We start from the raw sequence: 16,450 nt of genomic DNA, 5'->3' as shown, positions 1-16,450 counted from the left end.
GTGGTCTCCGGGGTAAGGTCAAGCGGGAAAGTTCTGGCGCAGCCAGTCGGCGAGCAGGCGGCCGGCCGCCAGGCGGCCAGGCTCCTCGCCGATCGAGAGTGCGCGGCCATGGTGGTCGCCGCGCACCCGCTCGTGTCGCTTCGAGGTGGAGGCGATCGCATCCACGATGCGGCGCACATCGCCCGGAAAGCAGGCCTGGTCGCCGCTGTACTCGACGATCAGCACCGGCTGCGTGATCGATGTGGCCGTCTTTGCCAGGCTGGCGTTGGACGACAGTGCAGACCAGGTCGACAGCCAGCTCTCCGGCGTGCACTGGCGCGCGAAGCCCACTGCGCCGTAGTTCGAGGCATACGGGTCCGATCCCCAGAGCGAACCGAACTTTCGATCCGACGGATCGAGCGTGAGGTCGAAGCAGCGCAGATCGGCGTCGGTGCGCCAGACGTTGATGATGGGGGTGTGTGCGGCCGTTCGACGATCCTCAGCGGTGGCAGCCGCGCCCGCTTCCTTGACGCGCCGGCGCGCCTCGAGACGGCGCTGGATCAAGGCGTGCGCCCTGGCATCGAGTCGGGACACGCGCTCGCGCTGCGCATCGCGATAGCGCTTGACGAATTCGCCTTCGTAGCGCGTGCTCTTCGATCCCGCATAGCCGTTGGAGGGATGCAGTGGATCGAGGTCCGGATCGACCGACATTGCGTCGGACTCGTCGACGATCGAAGGGTCGATGCAGTTCATCAGGAGCGCGCCCTGCCCCGGATGTGGACCGACGAGGACAAGCCCGTCAACCAGCGGCATATCGAGCTCCGCCAGTTGGGTAGGTTTGCCTCCAGGTGTCCTGGCGATGCGCTTTGCGGGCGGAAGCGCAGACTGCTGGGCATAAAAAGCGTAGAGCCCCGCCCCGCCGGAGTTGCCAAGCAGCACGATGCGGCGGAATCCACGCGACTTGAGGTAGCCCAGGCCCGCGGCCACGTCGTGCAATGCAAACTCGTGCTCCAGCCTCAGGTCGTTGCCGACCGAGCGCGGCGACTGCGACCAGGCCGCGAATCCAGCACCCACGATGTCGGGAATGAGGTAGTGGCAGGCCATGAACTCGCGCGGGTGCATGACGCACACGACCGTGTCGGTCGGTTCGGCCGGCTGGTACAGCGAGCCGCCGGTCGCCGCGCTGTCGGCGGTGCGCAGCACCACGTTCGTGGTGATCGTGCCGCCCGGGACGTCACGTGGATTCCAGTCGGTGTTGAGGAAGCCGGCCGTGGCCTGCGCTGAAGAAGCAACTGTGCTCATCTGTCTGTTCGCCGACGCGCGGCGCCTCGTTGATGAGCATCAATGTTAGGCCGCTTTCACACTAATGTCAAATCATTTGACACTAATGTGATTTGTCGATGGCCACGCAGGCTCTGATTCGACGCGCGTGACAGGGGGCGGAGCACCCTCTATTTGGTCGCCAGCTTGCGGCGCGGCGCCGTTTTGCTCAGGCCATCCAGCACTGCCAGAGCATTGCGAATCTGGGCCATCGCGTCCTGCAGCGGGTCAACGTTGCCAGCGTGTTGCGCCTTGCCGGCCACCAGGGCCCGCAAAGCGAAGTCGGCGATGGACGCGGCCACTGCTTCCGCAGTCATCTGCCCACTCTCGTCGAACCACCAAGCGCACCAGTTGCACATGCCGATGATCGAGAACGCAGCCACGTGGGCGTCGGTACGCCTGAATTGGCCAGCCTGGATGCCCCGCTCTATCACGGCGACGAAGTTGTCCAGTACGGAACGGCGCGCGTTCTGGGCCGCGGTGCGACGCGGGCCAGGCAAGTCGGATTCGCTGCGCTCGACGACACGGAACTGCACAGGATGGGAGAGGATGAGTCCTGCGTGCCGCAAGATGAGCTGACGCAGCGCCTCATCAGGCGGCAACTGGTCTCGACGCGGCACGGTCTGCGCCAGCTTGCCGGCCTTCTCGGTAACGTCCTCGGTCAGCGCCTCGAGGATCGACTCCTTGCTCGGGAAGTAATAGTAGAGCGCAGTTCGCGTGACGCCCACGGCATCGGCGATGTCGTTGATGTTGGTGCCGCCGAATCCCTTTTCGATGAACAGCAGCGATGCGGCGTCGAGGATCGTCTGACGCTGGGCGTCGCTGCGAGTGGGCCGCGCCTTGGGCGGGGTCGATTCTTTTGTCATGGGCTGCTCACTGATCGATGTTGGTTCGGATCATCATATTCAATCGTCGGAGAAGCCCTTCACGTGGGATGCGGGATACGCTTGCGATCTCAGTCGATGGGTGGCGCATCAGGCGTCGTCGAGAAGTGGTGCTGTCGTATCTTCCAACGGCCATCGGCCTTCTGCAGAACCCAGGTCGTTCGCATCACCGTCGAGGTCTTCTTGCCATCGGCGAGCAGGAATTCGAAGCGGCAGTAGCCCTGGGAGAGGAAGACGTCCGGCCCCAACGACACCAACTGTTGGTCGAAAAGCTCAAGCGACGTAGACGCCAGCACGCCGCTGTAGGAGTCGAAATAGCCGAGCACCGCTTGGTGGCCGACCGACTGCCCGGGCCGCCCGCCGAAGAACAGCGCATCGTCCGTATAGAGCGCTGCCAGCGCATGCGCATCCCAGTGGCGCGCGGCCTCATTCCAGTCGCGCTGTACTGCCTCGAGAGCCTGGTCGTTGGCTGATGGATTCATCTTGGGTCCTTGCTTAGCTTGCTTGCTGCCCGGATCGGGCATCCGGATTGAACCAAGTATTGACACAGGTGTCAAATTCCTGTCTACTCCGTCAGATCAAGATGACCTAGAGACGGGGCAAGACCATGAACGAGACATCAGAGGTGCACTGCGATGTGCTGGTTGTCGGCACGGGCGCCGCCGGCATGGCCGCCGCACTCACCGCGAGGAAGCAGGGGCTGGAGGTGCTCGTGGTGGAGAAGCAGCCTGTGTTCGGGGGAAGCACCGCGCTCTCGGGCGGCTTCCTGTGGGTGCCTTGCAATCCCTTGGCACGACGCGCGGGCATCACCGATTCGTCCGAGGCGGCGCGCCGCTACGTTCAGGGAGAAGCCGGCGCGCATTTCGATGGCCCGCGCGTGGACGCGTTCCTGCGGCACGCGCCGGAGATGGTGGAATTCTTCGAGCGCGAGACTTCCGTGCGCTTCGTGCTTGGCGCCGGTTTTCCTGACTACCACGCCGAAGCCGATGGCGCTTCCATGGGCGGGCGGCCCATCTTTCCGGAGCCGTACGACGCGCGCGAGCTCGGCAGGCATGCCGCTCTGCTGGCTCCTCCGATCCGAGGCATGACCTTCGTTGGCCTGACCTTCGGCTCAGGGCCGGACATGCGTCATTTTCTGAACGCGTTGCGCTCAGTCACATCAGCCTGGTACACGGCCAAGCGGCTCGTTAAGTACGGGTGGGACCTCGTATTGCACGGCCGCAACATGCGGCTCTTCAACGGCGCCGCTCTGGCTGCTCGCCTCTACAAGTCGCTCCTGGATTTCGACATCCCTGTCTGGCTGGATGCGCCGGTCACCGAACTGCTGATCGACGGGCCCCGGGTCCGCGGCGCGCTGGTGACGCGCGAGGGCTCCCGCGTGCGCGTGCATGCCAAGCGCGGTGTCGTGCTCGCAACCGGAGGGTTCCCCAGCGATTTCTCGCGCCGCCAACAGGTTTTTCCTCATGCACCCTCGCCCACCGAGCACCTGACGATGGCGCCGGCCGCCAACACCGGTGACGGCCTTCGACTGGCCGAGGCAATCGGCGGTCAGACCGATATGAGCTTCCCGAACTTGGGCTCGTGGATGCCAGTGTCACACGTCCCTCTGGGTCGGGGGCGAACAACCCGCATCACGCACATCATGGACCGCAGCAAGCCCGGCATCATCGCCGTCCGAGCCGACGGCCGACGCTTCACGAACGAAGGTGCCAACTATCACGAATTCGGCGCGGCCATCATTGCCGGACGCCAGCCCACCTATCTGATCGCCAGTCACGACGCACTGCGCCGCTACGGCCTCGGATTTGCAAAGCCGTTCCCGGTACCGCTGTTCCCGTATCTTCGATCAGGCTACCTGACACGCGGCGCTACGCTGGAACAACTGGCGAGCAAGGCCGGCATCGATGCGCAAGGGCTCGTGCAGGCAGTGGCTCGCTTTGACGAATCGGCAAGCGCGGGCACGGATCCCGAGTTCCACAAAGGCGAGTCAGCCTATGAGCGCTTCCAGGGTGATCCGAACCACGCGCCCAATCCATGCGTCGGGCCGGTAGGTGCCGGCCCCTACTACGCTGTTCGCATCATGCCCGGCGACATCGGAACATTCGGTGGACTGCAGACCGATGACAGCGCCCGCGTGCTCGACGCCCGGGGCCAGCCCATTGCGGGCCTCTATGCCGTCGGCAACGACATGGCGAGCATCTTCGGCGGCAGCTACCCAGGCGGAGGAGCGACCTTGGGTCCGGGCATGACCTTCGGCTACATCGCCGGGCGGCACTTGGCATCAAAGCCCGGACGAGCAGGCTCATTCGTGCCTCGCGCAGAGCAGCCGGTGGACGCCGAGCCGGAGCTGGTCCGCTGAAGCCTTCAGAGAGCGACGCAGCGCCGCAGGCGCCCCCGCTGTCCCCGGCCAGACGATTCAGCGACCGGCAGCGCTGGACAGTCTTCGCTCTGCTGCTCGTCGGCGCTTTCCTGCCGCCGCTCAATTTCGCGATCATCATCGTCGCCATGCCAGCCATGGTCGCCGAGTTGCACGCCGACGCGGCGGCAGTGCAGTTCGCGATCTCGGGCTATGTGGGCATCTACGCGGCATCTCTGATCGCAGGCGGGCGATTGGGCGACGTGTTCGGTCACGTGCGCATGTACGTCGTCGGAATGATCGGCTTCGCATTGGCCTGCACCCTGTGCGGGCTGGCATGGTCGCCGTCGGCCTTGGTGGCGGGGAGAATATGCCAGGGCTTGGCGGCTGCCGTCATCGCACCGCAGGCCCTGGCTCTGGTCCACGTACTCTTTCCGGAGCACCTGAAGCCGCGCGCGCTCGGCCTGTACGCAGCGACGTTCGGCCTTGCGACACTGCTCGGCCAGGTACTCGGCGGTGCACTCACTGCCCTGGATCTCTTCGGCTTGGGCTGGCGCTTGATATTCCTGATCGACCTGCCTCTCATCGCAGGCGCGCTGCTTTGCGGACTGGTATGGCTGCGCGAGATTCAACCGCGGTGTCCTGCGCGCAGGATTGACTTGGCCGGCGCTGGTTTGTGCATCCTGACCTTTGCATGCGTCCTTGTGCCGCTCATTGAAGGGCGCTCGCGGGGGTGGCCATGGTGGGCCTTTGCCTTGCTCGCATCTGCGCCGCTGATGGGCCTGCTCTTCTGGCGACACGAAGCCCGAGTGTGTCGTCTTGGCGGCGAACCGCTGATTCCCGCCAGCGCGTTGCGCGTGCCCGGGCTGCGGATCGGGCTGGCCGCTGCGCTGATGTTCTATTCGATCGCCGCCTTCTTCCTGTTGCTCTCGATCTACCTGCAGTCCGCTCTCGGCGAGACGGCGCTGCGAGCAGGCCTGCTTTTCCTGCCGTTCGGGCTTGGGTTTGTCATGGGGCCCCTGGCCACCCCGTGGGCACTGAAGCTTGCGGGGCGCCGTCTCGTCGGCTTGGGGATGGGCGTCGAAGTGGTGGGCTTTCTGACCCTGTCCTGGATGGTCGCGACAGCGTCCACATCAGCTCGCCCCGCATCCTTTCCGTTCGCCGCGACACTCTTCGTGATCGGGGTCGGCCAAGGCCTCGCGCTGCCACCCCTCGTCCGGTCCATCACCTCACGTGCAGCGCCGCGGCACGCAGGCCTCATCGCGGGGCTCCTCAACGCCACGCTTCAGTTAAGCGCTGCACTCAGCGTGGCGGTGATCGGGGGCATCTTCTATGCCGTGCTGGACGGTCGCAGCGATGCCGCCGCCATCAGCAATGCCTTCGTGGTGGCGATGTTGTGCATCGCCGGGGGTATCACGTTGGCGGCCATCCTTGCGCATGGCCTGGCGTCGGCAGACGCGCTCAGAGAAACGTCTGCCCGCCGTCCACCGTCATCGTCTGTCCAGTGATGTGCCGGGCTTCCTCACTGAGAAGGAAGGCGATCGCGGCGGCTTGGTCGCGCGCCTCGGCCATGTGACCGAGTGGGATTCCGAGGCGCCACTGCGCGAGGTTGCCCTCCACAGCGGCTGTGTGACGCACCGGGTCGGTTCCCATCATGGCCGTGGCGGTCGAACCCGGGCAGAGCACGTTCACGGTAATTGCGCGCGAAGCCAGTTCCAGCGCCATGTAGCGCACGAGCTGGATCACGGCCGCCTTCGACGCGCCGTACGCTGCAGCGGTGAGTTGGGGCGCCCGCCCGCCGATAGACGCGACTGCGACTATGCGCCCGCCACTGCCTTGTGTCACCAGCTGCCGGGCCACGGCCTGTGCCACCAGGAAGGTGCCTGTCGCATTGACGGCGAACATGCGGTCCCATGTCTGCCGCGTCGTCTCAAGAAAGGAGTCGCGCGCATAAACGCCCGCGCAAATGGCTACCCCATCGATCCGCCCGTGCCGTGCCAGGACAGCCTCCATCAAGGCCTGCACCGACCCTGCATCTGCGACGTCGATCGCGTGGGTGGAATGCCGCTCGGCGCGGGGCAGCCCCATTGCCAGCCCGCGCAGGGCGGATTCATTCAGATCGGCGAGCGCGACTGTAGCGCCGCGTTCAGCAAGCATCTCGGCCGTGGCGAATCCGATACCGTCACGCGCGCCGGCGCCAACCACGAGCAGGATCCGGCCTTCGAAGTCATTCCTGCTCTCTGTCATGCTGCCCCCGCGCTGCGTGCGCCGTAGTAGCCGGCTTCCACCGCCACCTTCCAGTAGGCCGCGCCTGCCGTAAAGCCGCCGTCGATCACGATTTCCTCACCCGTGATCATGCGGGCCTCGTCGCCGGCCAGGAATGCCACCATGGCAGCGATGTCCTCCACCTCGGCCGCGCTTCCCAGCGGCGTCATGCCGATCATCGTTCCCAGGTGCGCAGCGTTGCGGTTGATATCGGTGATCACCAGCCCGGGGCAGACGCAGTTGACGCGCACACCGAATGCTGCTAGCTCCAGCGCCGCCGACCGTGTCAGTCCGCGCACGGCCCACTTGCTCGAGGTGTAGGCAGGGTCAGGATGGCCCGAGAATGCGGCGTTCGACGCGATGTTGACGATCGCCCCGCTGCGCTGCTCGCGCATGAATGGCGCCACCTTCTGGATCCCGAAGAAGCTGCCCGTGAGATTGATGTCGATGACCTGGCGCCATTCGGCTTCGGTATAGGTTTCGAAGGTCTTTCGCTTCAGAACTCCTGCATTGTTGACGAGGATGTCGATGCGCGACCGCCATTCGGCGACCCCGGCGACCACACGGTCCCAATCTGCGGAAGACCCCACGTCGAGATGAAAGTAGCGGGCCGCCAGGCCCTGATCGCGCAGCTCCGCGACCAGTGCAGCACCGGCTTCATCTGCGATGTCGCAGATCGCAACAGCTGCGCCACGCCGCGCGAACAGGACTGCTTCGGCCCGGCCCTGGCCGTTGGCAGCACCGGTGATGAGAGCCACCTTGCCTTCGAAAGAGGATTGCATTCAAACTCCTAAAGTTGTCTTTGATCGGGAAGGCAGGATTGCCTTGTTGCCGGCGTTGGGCCAGCCGATGGGTGCGACCGACGGGTGCCCGCTTGCGTGAGCTCCAATCGTCCATCCGGCAGCCAGAACGCGCTGGCCATGAGGCGGCTCCATGCCATCGGCGAGCAGCCAGAGCAGCGGTTCGACCATCGCATGCGGGGGGATGAGCTGGAGGCGATCGAAGCCGGCCTCCACAGGGATCATGGCGGTGTCAGCGGCGCCGCCCGGCACCAGCACGTTGACCGTCACGCCGCTGTCGTCCAGATCACGCGCCATGATGGCGCTGTGGGATTCAAGTGACGCCTTGGTGCCGCCATAGGGCGCAAAGCCGCGCCGCATCATTGAGTCGTGGCTGGTGGTGACGTTGACAATTCGGCCCCACCGCTGCGCCAGCATGTGCCGCGCCGCGTGCATGGACAGGAGCAGCGGCGCAATGCCATTCACCTCGAAGAACTCTCGAACCAGCTCATCGGAGACGTCGACGAACGATATGGGCTCTTCAAAGTAGGTCTTGCTGACCCGCCCGGGCCCTATCCCCGCGTTGTTGATCAGTATGTCGATCCCTCCCAGGCCTGCCTGCGCGGCATGCATGACCGAAGCGCTCGCATCGGGCGCTCTCAGGTCGATCACAGCCCCATGAGTTCGGCCCCCGGCGCCGCGCTCCTTCGCCATCGCCAGCGCAGCGTCGATGCCGGGGCCGTCCTGGTCGACCAGGAGCACGTGGTAGCCGGCCGATAGCAGGCCTAAGGCCATCGCTTGTCCGAGCCCTCCGGCCGCGCCCGTGATCACGACCCTGCGTCGCGGCGTCACTCTTTCATTCGTCATTCAAGGCTCTCCTTTGCTCAGTCGGCAACCCGCGTAGGCGGGGTCAACGGAGCCACTGCGGTCGTGCTCGTCGCCGCCTTCGGCCGCTTGCGGAAAAGTCCAGCCGCTTCGCCGACGATGCCGCGCCGGAAGGCCATGACGCACAGGACGAAGATCGCGCCGTGGATCACTGTCACCCAGGCGCCCAGCTGGGCCAGGTAGTTCTCCATCGCAGCCACGATGAAGGCACCGACAATCGGCCCCGCGAACGTGCCGACACCTCCCAGGAGGGCCATGAGCATGGCGTGTCCGGACATGCTCCAGTGGACGTTGGTCAGCGAGGCAAGCTGGAAGACCAGCGCGTCGAGTGCTCCCGCCAGCCCGGCCAGCGTCGCCGACAGAACGAAGGCCTGAAGCTTGAAGCGGTCGGTGTCGTAGCCGAGCGAAATGGCACGTGGCTCGTTCTCGCGGATGCTCTTGAGGACGTTTCCGAAGGGCGAGTTGATCGTGCGGTAGATAAGCCAGAGGCCGGATGCGCAGACCGCAAAGACGAAGTAGTACATCGTGTTCGAGTCGCTCAGGTCGAAGATCCCAAAAAGCTTGCCGCGGGGCACACCCTGGATGCCCTCGTCCGCATGCGTGAACGGCGCCTGCAACGCTATGAAGTACACCATCTGCGCCAAGGCCAGTGTGATCATCGAGAAGTAGATGCCTTGCCGCCGGATGCCGACGAAGCCGAAGGCGAGACCGAGCACTGCCGATGCTGCGGTGCCGGCCAGGATGCCAAGCGCGGGGTCAAGCCCGAACTCCTTCACGCAATGCGCCGTGATGTAGCTTGCACTGCCGTAGAACGCCGCATGACCGAAGGACAACAGGCCACCGTAGCCCAGCAGCAGGTTGAAGGCTCCGGCGAAGAGGGCGAAGCACAACACCTTCATCAGGAAGACGGGATAGACGAACTGCGGCGCGAGCAGCCCAAGCACGAGCACGGCCACCGTGAGCCCCCGCGACAATGCGGGGGGCGGCGGGCAGGCGGCCGCGTCGCCGGGCGTTCCGTGGGCCTGCCCGGCCAGTAATGCGTTGCCGAACAGGCCTGCCGGGCGCACCAGCAGGACCACGACCATCACAATGAACACGATGGTGGTCGAGGCTTGCGGGTAGAACACCTTGGTCAATCCTTCAATGAGACCGAGGCCGAATCCCGAGACGATGGCACCCATGATCGAGCCCATGCCGCCAATCACCACCACCGCGAAGACCACGATGATCGCGTCAGCGCCCATCTGGGCGTTAACCTGGTAGATCGGCGCTGCCATCACGCCGGCGAGCGCCGCGAGGCCTACGCCGCAGCCATAGGTGAGCGTCACGAGGCGCGGCACGTTGATTCCGAAGGCTCGAGTGAGCTTCGGATTCTCAGTGGAGGCGCGCAGATGGGCGCCCAAGCGGGTGCGCTCGATCAGGTACCAGGTGGCCAGGCAGATCGCAAGCGAGGCCGCGATGACCCATATGCGGTAGACGGGCAGCACCATGAAACCCAGGTCCCAGGCACCATTCAGCAGCTCGGGGATCGGATACGGTACGCCCGTGGAACCAAACTGATGCCGCACCAGCCCCTCGAGGATGAGCGCCACGCCGAAGGTCAGGAGCATCCCATACAGATGGTTCAGGCGATAGAGGTGCTGCAGGAATAGCCGCTCGAGCACGACACCGAGGGCGCCGACGATCAGCGGCGCGAGGATGAGCGCCGGCCAGTAGCCGATGCCCAGCGCACTCAGCAGTACATAGGCGCACACCGCCCCCAGCATGTACTGCGCACCGTGCGTGAAGTTGACGATGTTGAGCAGGCCAAAGATGACGGCCAGTCCTAGGCTCAGCATCGCGTAGAAGCTGCCATTGATCAGGCCGACCAAGAGCTGACCGAACAGCGCCGGCGCCGGGGGGAGGAAGGAGAAGAGGTCTGACATGGATTCCTCACACGGCCAAATAGGCGTCGATGCGCTCGCTGTTCTCGGCGAACTCGGCATTGGTGACGGCATCGGCCACGCGGCCGTGCTCGACGATGTAGTGCCGGTCGGCGACGCGCGCAGCGAAATGGGCGTTCTGCTCGACCAGGAGAATGGTGAAACCGCGAGCCTTCAAGGTCCGGATCGCCTGCTCGATCTGTTGAACGATGACCGGCGCCAAGCCTTCGGTCGGTTCGTCAAGCAACAGCAGCCTTGCGCCGGTGCGCAGGATGCGTCCAATGGCGAGCATCTGCTGTTCGCCACCGGACATCCGGGTGCCAAGACTGCGCCGCCGCTCGCGCAGGTTGGGAAACAGGGTGTAGACCTCTTCGACGCTCATGCCTCCCTGGGCGATCACGGGCGGCAGCATCAAGTTCTCCTCCACGGTGAGGCTGGCGTAGATGCCGCGCTCTTCTGGGCAGAACGCGATGCCCAGGCGGGCGATACGGTCGGAGGCCAGGTCGATGCAGTTCGTGCCGCGAAGCAGCACCTCGCCGCTGCGGCGATCGAGAATGCCCATGATGGCTTTCAGCGTCGTCGACTTGCCGACACCGTTGCGCCCGAGCAGCGTGACCACCTCGCCTTCACGCACTTCGAAATCAACTCCGTGCAGCACCTGCGATTCGCCGTAGCCCGCGCGAAGGTTGCGTACCCGCAGCAGTTCAGTCATGGGCGGTCCCCATATAGGCCGCACGGACCTCCGGATTCTTGGACACCACTGCATACGGCCCCTCCGCCAGCACCTGGCCGCGCGCCATGACGGTGATCGTGTCCGAAAGCGCGGCAACCACCGAGAGGTTGTGCTCGACCATCAGCACCGTGCGGCGCTCGCCGACCTTGCGGATGAGTTCAGAGACGATGCCGATGTCTTCGCGCCCGAGCCCCGCCATTGGCTCGTCCAGCAGCAGCATTTCCGGTTCCAGAGACAGCGTGGTCGCGATCTCGAGCGCCCGTCGCTTGCCATATGAGAGGTCGGCTGCCGCGCTGTCGAGGCTATCGGCCAGTCCGACCGAGGCGAGCACCTGCTCGGCACGTCCGTTTAGCGCATCGAGACTCGCGTTGCTGCGCCAGAAGTGGAAGGCGGTGCCGAGCTTGCGCTGCAATGCGATGCGAACATTGTCCAGCACACTCAGGTGCGGAAAGACAGCGGAGATCTGGAAGGAACGCACCAGCCCGAGCCGTGCGACGGCTGCGGGCCTCATGCGCGTGATGTCGCGTCCGTCGTAGGTGATCGAACCGGCACTCGGCTGCAGGAACTTGGTCAGCAGGTTGAAGGTGGTCGACTTGCCGGCGCCGTTCGGACCGATCAGGGCATGGATGTGGCCGCGTCGAACGCGCAGGTTCACGCCGGCAACCGCGCAGAAGCCTCCGAAGTCCTTGCGCAGGTCCCGTGCCTCGAGCAGGTACTCGCTCATGATGGCTTCTTCGCGAATGGGCATTCGGTCTGGCCGATCGGCGAGAAGGCTTCCTCCGGCGGGATCGTGGCGAGCAGGTCCACGTAGTCGCCAGCCGACTTCGATTGGGATTCGGACTTCACCTTGCCCAGGTACATCGGGCGCACCAGCTGGTTGTCTTCGCGAATGCGCCCGTCCTTCACCGCGAAGGAGTTGACCGGAATGGCCCGCATCGTCGGCACCACGACCGTCGCATCGTCCGAGCCCGCCTTCTGCACTGCCTTCAGATAGTGCGTGATGGCCTGGTATTCGTCGACATGGGAGAAGGCCGGATAGCGCCCGGTCTTGGCCAGGAATCGCTTCGACCAGGCCCGTGCCTCGTCGTTCATCTCCGAATAGAACGGGGTCGCGAAGGTCACGCCGGCCGCCAGCTGCGGACCCATCGCAGCGATGTCCGTCGTGAACAGTCCGCCGCCGGCAACAAAAGTCACTCCCTCTTTGGACAGGCCGAACTGGCGGGCCGCCTTAATGACGTTGACCATGTCGGTGCCCCCGAAGCCGAGCGCGATGCTGTTCGCTCGCACCCCCTGCGCCTGCAGCACGAAGGACGACACGTCGCCGGCGTTCACCGGCACACGAACATCGCCGAGCACGCGACCGCCCCCGGCCTTGATGCCGGCGAAGGCTGCGGCCCTGGCCGGCGGGCCGGCCGCCGTGTCCTGCACCATCACGTACCAATCCTTGCCCAGCTTCTGGCTCACGTAGCGCGTGGGCGAAACGCCCAAGGCATAGAAATCGGGCGCCCAATGCACGCCGTTCGGGATGCATGCCTTTCCGATGAGATCGGACGTTTGCGCGATCGTGTAGACGATGGTGCGTTTTGGCCGCTCCTTGGCGATGGCTTGTGCGGCCATCGAGACCGACGACCCGGCAAGTCCGAAGACAGCGGAGACATTGTCCCGGTCGAACCATTCGGTCACCAACGCAGACCCGATGGTCGGCTTGAGCTGGTGATCCGCCGTGAGCAACTCGATGCGACGACCGAGTACGCTGCCGCCGAAGTCCTCGATCGCCATCTGCGCCGCGGCAACCGAGTACTTGCCCGACAGATCGCTGTACGCGGACGACATGTCCGTCGCCATGCCGATCTTGAAGGTCTGGGCGGATTGCGCCCGGGCGGGAAGGGCCGCAGCCAAAACGAGGGCGGCGGCGATCGAAAAGACGTGCACGGCGAAGCGGCCGCCCGCGACAGAGCATTGCATGAATTAGTCTCCTGGTGAGTCGCGCCCATCCGACGCGCAATCCAAGTATTCGACACTCATGTCAAAACATAAAGGGGGTTTACCCTATTATTCGACACTCTTGTCAATTCCGACAATCACAGCGCTAGCCTTCAGCGGCGTCCCGCCGGCCGGAGCCCACTTCTGGAACACAGCAATGCCATTCGCCATCATCACCCTCGACAAGCCCGACCGCGGCGACCTTCGCACCCGGATCCGCTCCGAGCATGTCGCCTACCTCGACGCACGAAAACATCTCATGCTCGCCGGCGGCGCAATGCTCGACGAGAACAGCAGCCCCCACGGCGGGATCATCCTTATCGAGACGGAGGACCGCGCTGTCGCAGAGGACTTTGCGGCGAACGATCCCTTCAACAAGGCAGGCTTGTTCGAGGAAGTCAAGGTGGTGCGGTGGCGAAAGTCCTTCTTTCAGTTCGAGAACCTGATCTCGTCTTGAAATGCACCCGCTCCCGGCACCTTTGGTGCCGGGCAGATGCCCGACGTGGCTGCGACAGCGCGCCGCATGCCCGGCATCGGCCACCGCCTGAGAACGCGTGGCGAATGCCGAAGTCGTATCCGGCCGCAGAACGTGGCGCATATCCAGCCACGCCATTGCCGGTGGAACGGAAACCGTTGACAGACCCTGTAGGCAGCGAGCCGCTGGGGCCGCCGGCATTGATCCCCATCACGGCCGGGTTGTACTGGCCGTCCCTGATACGCGTCCAGGAGGCAGTTGCGTATAGCGCGGTGCGCTTCGACAGGTTGTGGACGTAGCCCAGTGCGAATTTTGAAGCTGATGCATCGCCACCGTTGGTGCGTCCGAGGATCAGATTGCCCATCTCGCCCAGACCACTCCTGAAGCGGACGTCGGAATAGGCAGCTCGAATCAAGCCGACGCCTACTGGGCGTGAAGGAGAGTGTGCAAAAGTGTGGGAGGCTGCGGAGCCCGACGACCTCGGCGTTTGCCAAGGCGTCGAGGACGGACACACGACTCTCGCACCATACGCCGACAACGGTGGCAGGTTCCAAGGTGAATTGAGTGCTTGCCCTTTCGCAAAGCTGTCGTCGGCGCCGCTGCAGCGGAAAGTCTCTCGCGCCGGTCCCACTACAGATTCTCGGGGCGCGATCGACGAAGGTTTCGCAAATTGGTGGCGAGATCTGCAAGCGACCCCCGGTACAACCAGATGAAGCCGCAAAGGAAGTAAAGGCAGGTGGAAGGCCACATGTTGGCCTGCCGGTAGATGTCCACCATGTCGCTGCCCAGGTGCGCGTTCCAGGCCCAGTACGACAGGTCAATCGAGATCCAGGCGTACACCAGCGCCAGCGGCACCCAGCGCCAGCGCCGCTCGATGCATACGCGCACGCCCCACGGGGCGGTGAGGTACGTGAGGAGCCCCATCACCACCGAGATCCCGGTGTCCCAGTCGGGCAGTTGCTCGATGCGCGCCCCCACGATGAGGATGGCGATGCCAATCGCGAGCGTCACGAGTTTCCAGGGTCTGAGGTATTCGATGAGGGGCATGATGGCTACCTACTGCGAGCGGGTCGGACGCTTCCATAGGCCACGTACGAGGGCGCTAAGCTCGGCCTTGAACTCGGCCACGCTGCCCCGGTACAGCCACAGCACCGCACAGAACCCGTACAGCGACAGGGACGCCGGGGCGTTCACCTCGCGCCACCCGGCGATGTCGGGCAGGGCGTGGTTGTACGCCCAGTACACGCCGTCCACCGAGAGCCACGTCCAGAACGCCGCCAGCGGCATCCACTTCCAGCGCCGCTCCAGCACCACGCGCAGGCTCCAGGGAGCCGTCAGGTAGGTCGCCACTGCCATGAGGATGGAGATGGTGATGTCCCAGTCGGGGCTTCTCGCCTCGATGGCACCCCATATGAGCGCGTTGATGCCCAGCGCGAACGTCACGAGCTTCCAGGGGCGCAGGTATTCGTTCATTGCTTCTCCAATCCCAGTTTTTTTTCAAGTGCCTGGCTACCGAAATGCCGATGCAAAGCCCGGCACTCCACACGTTCATTTTCACGCAGCCCTGCCACCGTCTCAATTGGCGTGATGGTATAGATCCGCTGCGATGGGTGAGGAATTGCTGCGGCTTGGTTCGCATGACGAAGTGTGAATTCAACGGGCAGAGCGTCTAATACCACTTTGCGTTCAATAATTTAGATATCATGTCGTTCCACGAACTTCAAGGAGTCGTGGATGAAGACATTGATCGTGGGCGACAAGCCCACTGTTGAACGCTTGGCTGAGCGCCTGAAGCAGGCCAGCACGCATGCGGAGTACCAACGCATCCAGTGCGTGCTCATCCGCGCGACGCTGGGCAGTTCAGCCGCTCAGATCGCCGAGTTGCTGGGCTGGTCCACAGCCACAGTGCATGTCATGCACTCGCGCTGGTCCAAGGAGGGCGATGCCATCTTCGACCTGCGCGGGCGAGGTGGCAGGCATCACCAGCACCTCACCCCCGAGCAAGAGCTGCAACTGCTGGCGCCGTTCGTCCAGCGCGCCGAGGCCGGTGGCATGCTGACGGTCGCGGAGATCCAGCAGGCCTATCAGGAGCAACTGGGCAAGGAGGTGGCACCCTCCACGGTTTACCGGCTTCTGGATCGCCACGGGTGGCGCAAGGTGGTGCCGCGCCCACGACACCCCAAGACGGATGTCGCGGCTCAGGCCGCCTTTAAAAAAACTGCGCCGAACGGTACGCCGAGAGGTCGCGCGCCAGGCTGAATGCGGGCGCCAAGTGCGCCTGATGTTCCAGGACGAAGGCCGGTTCGGCCTGCTGGCGTGAAGGAGAGTGTGCAAAAGTGTGGGAGGCTGCGAGGCCCGGCTACCTTGCTTCGAGTTGCTGACAAGGCGGCCGTCTTCGCTACTCTGGCGGTCATCGACGGGCCGGAGATAAACCATGCGCTTGATCATTGAGGCACGAATCGCGGAGGCCGCGGACACAGGCGACGCGATGGACGGTGCGGTGACCTTGGCCGTGCTCGAGCGCCGCGACCGCAGTCTTTCCAGGCTGGGCCTCACCCTTGCTGAAGGCCGTGCCCTGCTGGCCCGGGCCCAAAACGCATTGGTCTCGCAGCAGGTCGACGCGTGGTTGGCGGGCGAGATGTACTGCCGCCGGTGCGGCGCGGCGCTCAGCCACAAGGCGTAGAAGAAAGCGAATCTGACACTCCTGCGCAGGTAAATGTGTCACTGCGCCTCTTCGGGACTGCCCTGCCGGCCGCAACGCCGCATCCAGCCTCGCACGGCGCGGTCCGCGAAGCAAATTTGCCTCACTGGCGTCGGTCGGCGTGGCTGCGAAGGAAATGTGTCACCGATATCCCGCAGCCACAGCGCC

The 16,450-nt window shown here is 64.6% G+C and carries 19 protein-coding genes; 5 read left to right on the top strand and 14 right to left on the bottom strand.

Going from position 1 to position 16,450, the window contains the following annotated elements; genetic code table 11:
* Positions 1 to 18: 18 nt before the first annotated feature.
* The 3 genes from QTI66_RS37685 to QTI66_RS37675 form a co-directional block, all read right to left on the bottom strand.
* Positions 19 to 1,281 (bottom strand): alpha/beta fold hydrolase, encoded by a 1,263-nt coding sequence (locus tag QTI66_RS37685; protein ID WP_286565490.1) that lies wholly within the window; start codon positions 1,279 to 1,281, stop codon positions 19 to 21.
* Positions 1,282 to 1,430: 149 nt separating this feature from the next.
* Positions 1,431 to 2,165: a TetR/AcrR family transcriptional regulator gene (locus QTI66_RS37680; RefSeq protein WP_286565489.1), complete on the bottom strand. Its 735-nt coding sequence runs from the start codon at positions 2,163 to 2,165 to the stop codon at positions 1,431 to 1,433.
* 89 nt (positions 2,166 to 2,254) lie between these two features.
* Positions 2,255 to 2,665 carry a YybH family protein gene (locus QTI66_RS37675; protein WP_286565488.1) on the bottom strand — a complete coding sequence of 137 codons (411 nt, stop codon included), beginning with the start codon at positions 2,663 to 2,665 and terminating at the stop codon, positions 2,255 to 2,257.
* Between the two features lie 125 nt (positions 2,666 to 2,790).
* Between QTI66_RS37675 and QTI66_RS37670 the strand changes: the two genes are divergently transcribed.
* Both QTI66_RS37670 and QTI66_RS37665 read left to right on the top strand, forming a co-directional pair.
* A complete protein-coding gene (locus QTI66_RS37670) occupies positions 2,791 to 4,542 on the top strand; it encodes an FAD-dependent oxidoreductase (protein ID WP_286565487.1) in 1,752 nt (583 codons plus the stop codon).
* The gene (locus tag QTI66_RS37665) at positions 4,539 to 6,047 is read left to right on the top strand and encodes an MFS transporter (protein WP_353506281.1); all 1,509 of its coding nucleotides are present in this window, start codon (positions 4,539 to 4,541) and stop codon (positions 6,045 to 6,047) included. The genes QTI66_RS37670 and QTI66_RS37665 overlap by 4 nt, the downstream gene beginning before the upstream one ends.
* Here the strand turns inward: QTI66_RS37665 and QTI66_RS37660 are convergent.
* From QTI66_RS37660 to QTI66_RS37630, 7 genes are read right to left on the bottom strand one after another with little or no spacing between them, the layout of a single operon-like run.
* Positions 6,001 to 6,786: an SDR family NAD(P)-dependent oxidoreductase gene (locus QTI66_RS37660; protein WP_286565486.1), complete on the bottom strand. Its 786-nt coding sequence runs from the start codon at positions 6,784 to 6,786 to the stop codon at positions 6,001 to 6,003. The two genes, QTI66_RS37665 and QTI66_RS37660, sit on opposite strands and share 47 nt — an antisense overlap.
* Positions 6,783 to 7,586: an SDR family NAD(P)-dependent oxidoreductase gene (locus tag QTI66_RS37655; protein WP_286565485.1), complete on the bottom strand. Its 804-nt coding sequence runs from the start codon at positions 7,584 to 7,586 to the stop codon at positions 6,783 to 6,785. The genes QTI66_RS37660 and QTI66_RS37655 overlap by 4 nt, the downstream gene beginning before the upstream one ends.
* Positions 7,587 to 8,414 carry an SDR family oxidoreductase gene (locus tag QTI66_RS37650; protein ID WP_286565484.1) on the bottom strand — a complete coding sequence of 276 codons (828 nt, stop codon included), beginning with the start codon at positions 8,412 to 8,414 and terminating at the stop codon, positions 7,587 to 7,589.
* Between the two features lie 53 nt (positions 8,415 to 8,467).
* A complete protein-coding gene (locus tag QTI66_RS37645; protein ID WP_286565483.1) occupies positions 8,468 to 10,393 on the bottom strand; it encodes an ABC transporter permease in 1,926 nt (641 codons plus the stop codon).
* A 7-nt stretch (positions 10,394 to 10,400) separates the two neighbouring features.
* Positions 10,401 to 11,102 (bottom strand): ABC transporter ATP-binding protein, encoded by a 702-nt coding sequence (locus QTI66_RS37640; protein WP_286565482.1) that lies wholly within the window; start codon positions 11,100 to 11,102, stop codon positions 10,401 to 10,403.
* Positions 11,095 to 11,871: an ABC transporter ATP-binding protein gene (locus QTI66_RS37635; RefSeq protein WP_286565481.1), complete on the bottom strand. Its 777-nt coding sequence runs from the start codon at positions 11,869 to 11,871 to the stop codon at positions 11,095 to 11,097. Before QTI66_RS37635 ends, QTI66_RS37640 begins: the two co-directional genes overlap by 8 nt.
* Complete coding sequence (locus QTI66_RS37630; protein ID WP_286565480.1) at positions 11,844 to 13,088, bottom strand: ABC transporter substrate-binding protein; 1,245 nt, start codon at positions 13,086 to 13,088, stop codon at positions 11,844 to 11,846. The genes QTI66_RS37635 and QTI66_RS37630 overlap by 28 nt, the downstream gene beginning before the upstream one ends.
* A 175-nt stretch (positions 13,089 to 13,263) precedes the next feature.
* On the opposite strand from QTI66_RS37630, the gene QTI66_RS37625 reads away from it, so the two are divergent.
* Positions 13,264 to 13,563 carry a YciI family protein gene (locus tag QTI66_RS37625; protein ID WP_286565479.1) on the top strand — a complete coding sequence of 100 codons (300 nt, stop codon included), beginning with the start codon at positions 13,264 to 13,266 and terminating at the stop codon, positions 13,561 to 13,563.
* On the opposite strand, the gene QTI66_RS39795 is transcribed toward QTI66_RS37625, so the two are convergent.
* From QTI66_RS39795 to QTI66_RS37610, 4 genes are all read right to left on the bottom strand, one after another.
* Complete coding sequence (locus tag QTI66_RS39795) at positions 13,505 to 14,095, bottom strand: porin (protein ID WP_353506280.1); 591 nt, start codon at positions 14,093 to 14,095, stop codon at positions 13,505 to 13,507. The two genes, QTI66_RS37625 and QTI66_RS39795, sit on opposite strands and share 59 nt — an antisense overlap.
* Before the next feature lie 116 nt (positions 14,096 to 14,211).
* Complete coding sequence (locus QTI66_RS37620) at positions 14,212 to 14,628, bottom strand: hypothetical protein (RefSeq protein WP_286565478.1); 417 nt, start codon at positions 14,626 to 14,628, stop codon at positions 14,212 to 14,214.
* Positions 14,629 to 14,637: 9 nt separating this feature from the next.
* Complete coding sequence (locus QTI66_RS37615; RefSeq protein WP_286565477.1) at positions 14,638 to 15,054, bottom strand: hypothetical protein; 417 nt, start codon at positions 15,052 to 15,054, stop codon at positions 14,638 to 14,640.
* Positions 15,051 to 15,260 carry a hypothetical protein gene (locus QTI66_RS37610; protein WP_286565476.1) on the bottom strand — a complete coding sequence of 70 codons (210 nt, stop codon included), beginning with the start codon at positions 15,258 to 15,260 and terminating at the stop codon, positions 15,051 to 15,053. The genes QTI66_RS37615 and QTI66_RS37610 overlap by 4 nt, the downstream gene beginning before the upstream one ends.
* A gap of 55 nt (positions 15,261 to 15,315) precedes the next feature.
* On the opposite strand from QTI66_RS37610, the gene QTI66_RS37605 reads away from it, so the two are divergent.
* Together QTI66_RS37605 and QTI66_RS37600 are read left to right on the top strand one after the other, a co-directional pair.
* Positions 15,316 to 15,840, top strand: a complete 525-nt coding sequence (locus tag QTI66_RS37605; protein WP_286565475.1) for a winged helix-turn-helix domain-containing protein — start codon at positions 15,316 to 15,318, stop codon at positions 15,838 to 15,840.
* 175 nt (positions 15,841 to 16,015) lie between these two features.
* Positions 16,016 to 16,264: a hypothetical protein gene (locus QTI66_RS37600; RefSeq protein WP_286565474.1), complete on the top strand. Its 249-nt coding sequence runs from the start codon at positions 16,016 to 16,018 to the stop codon at positions 16,262 to 16,264.
* Positions 16,265 to 16,450: the final 186 nt, after the last annotated feature.

The sequence above is a fragment of the Variovorax brevis genome (genome assembly GCF_030317105.1).
Taxonomy (GTDB): Bacteria; Pseudomonadota; Gammaproteobacteria; order Burkholderiales; family Burkholderiaceae_C; genus Variovorax; species Variovorax brevis.
Note: the sequence above shows the minus strand (reverse complement) of the source record. Positions and strands in the feature narration are given on the sequence as shown.

What these genes read in the sequence shown, in the direction of transcription:
- QTI66_RS37625 (WP_286565479.1), top strand. Translation starts at nt 13,264, where the DNA reads ATGCCATTCGCCATCATCACCCTCGACAAGCCCGACCGCGGCGACCTT.
- QTI66_RS37600 (WP_286565474.1), top strand. Translation starts at nt 16,016, where the DNA reads ATGCGCTTGATCATTGAGGCACGAATCGCGGAGGCCGCGGACACAGGC.
- QTI66_RS37615 (WP_286565477.1), bottom strand. Translation starts at nt 15,054, where the DNA reads ATGAACGAATACCTGCGCCCCTGGAAGCTCGTGACGTTCGCGCTGGGC.
- QTI66_RS37655 (WP_286565485.1), bottom strand. Translation starts at nt 7,586, where the DNA reads ATGCAATCCTCTTTCGAAGGCAAGGTGGCTCTCATCACCGGTGCTGCC.
- QTI66_RS37670 (WP_286565487.1), top strand. Translation starts at nt 2,791, where the DNA reads ATGAACGAGACATCAGAGGTGCACTGCGATGTGCTGGTTGTCGGCACG.
- QTI66_RS37605 (WP_286565475.1), top strand. Translation starts at nt 15,316, where the DNA reads ATGAAGACATTGATCGTGGGCGACAAGCCCACTGTTGAACGCTTGGCT.
- QTI66_RS37660 (WP_286565486.1), bottom strand. Translation starts at nt 6,786, where the DNA reads ATGACAGAGAGCAGGAATGACTTCGAAGGCCGGATCCTGCTCGTGGTT.
- QTI66_RS37645 (WP_286565483.1), bottom strand. Translation starts at nt 10,393, where the DNA reads ATGTCAGACCTCTTCTCCTTCCTCCCCCCGGCGCCGGCGCTGTTCGGT.
- QTI66_RS37675 (WP_286565488.1), bottom strand. Translation starts at nt 2,665, where the DNA reads ATGAATCCATCAGCCAACGACCAGGCTCTCGAGGCAGTACAGCGCGAC.
- QTI66_RS37635 (WP_286565481.1), bottom strand. Translation starts at nt 11,871, where the DNA reads ATGCCCATTCGCGAAGAAGCCATCATGAGCGAGTACCTGCTCGAGGCA.
- QTI66_RS37640 (WP_286565482.1), bottom strand. Translation starts at nt 11,102, where the DNA reads ATGACTGAACTGCTGCGGGTACGCAACCTTCGCGCGGGCTACGGCGAA.
- QTI66_RS37620 (WP_286565478.1), bottom strand. Translation starts at nt 14,628, where the DNA reads ATGCCCCTCATCGAATACCTCAGACCCTGGAAACTCGTGACGCTCGCG.
- QTI66_RS37630 (WP_286565480.1), bottom strand. Translation starts at nt 13,088, where the DNA reads ATGCAATGCTCTGTCGCGGGCGGCCGCTTCGCCGTGCACGTCTTTTCG.
- QTI66_RS37680 (WP_286565489.1), bottom strand. Translation starts at nt 2,165, where the DNA reads ATGACAAAAGAATCGACCCCGCCCAAGGCGCGGCCCACTCGCAGCGAC.
- QTI66_RS37685 (WP_286565490.1), bottom strand. Translation starts at nt 1,281, where the DNA reads ATGAGCACAGTTGCTTCTTCAGCGCAGGCCACGGCCGGCTTCCTCAAC.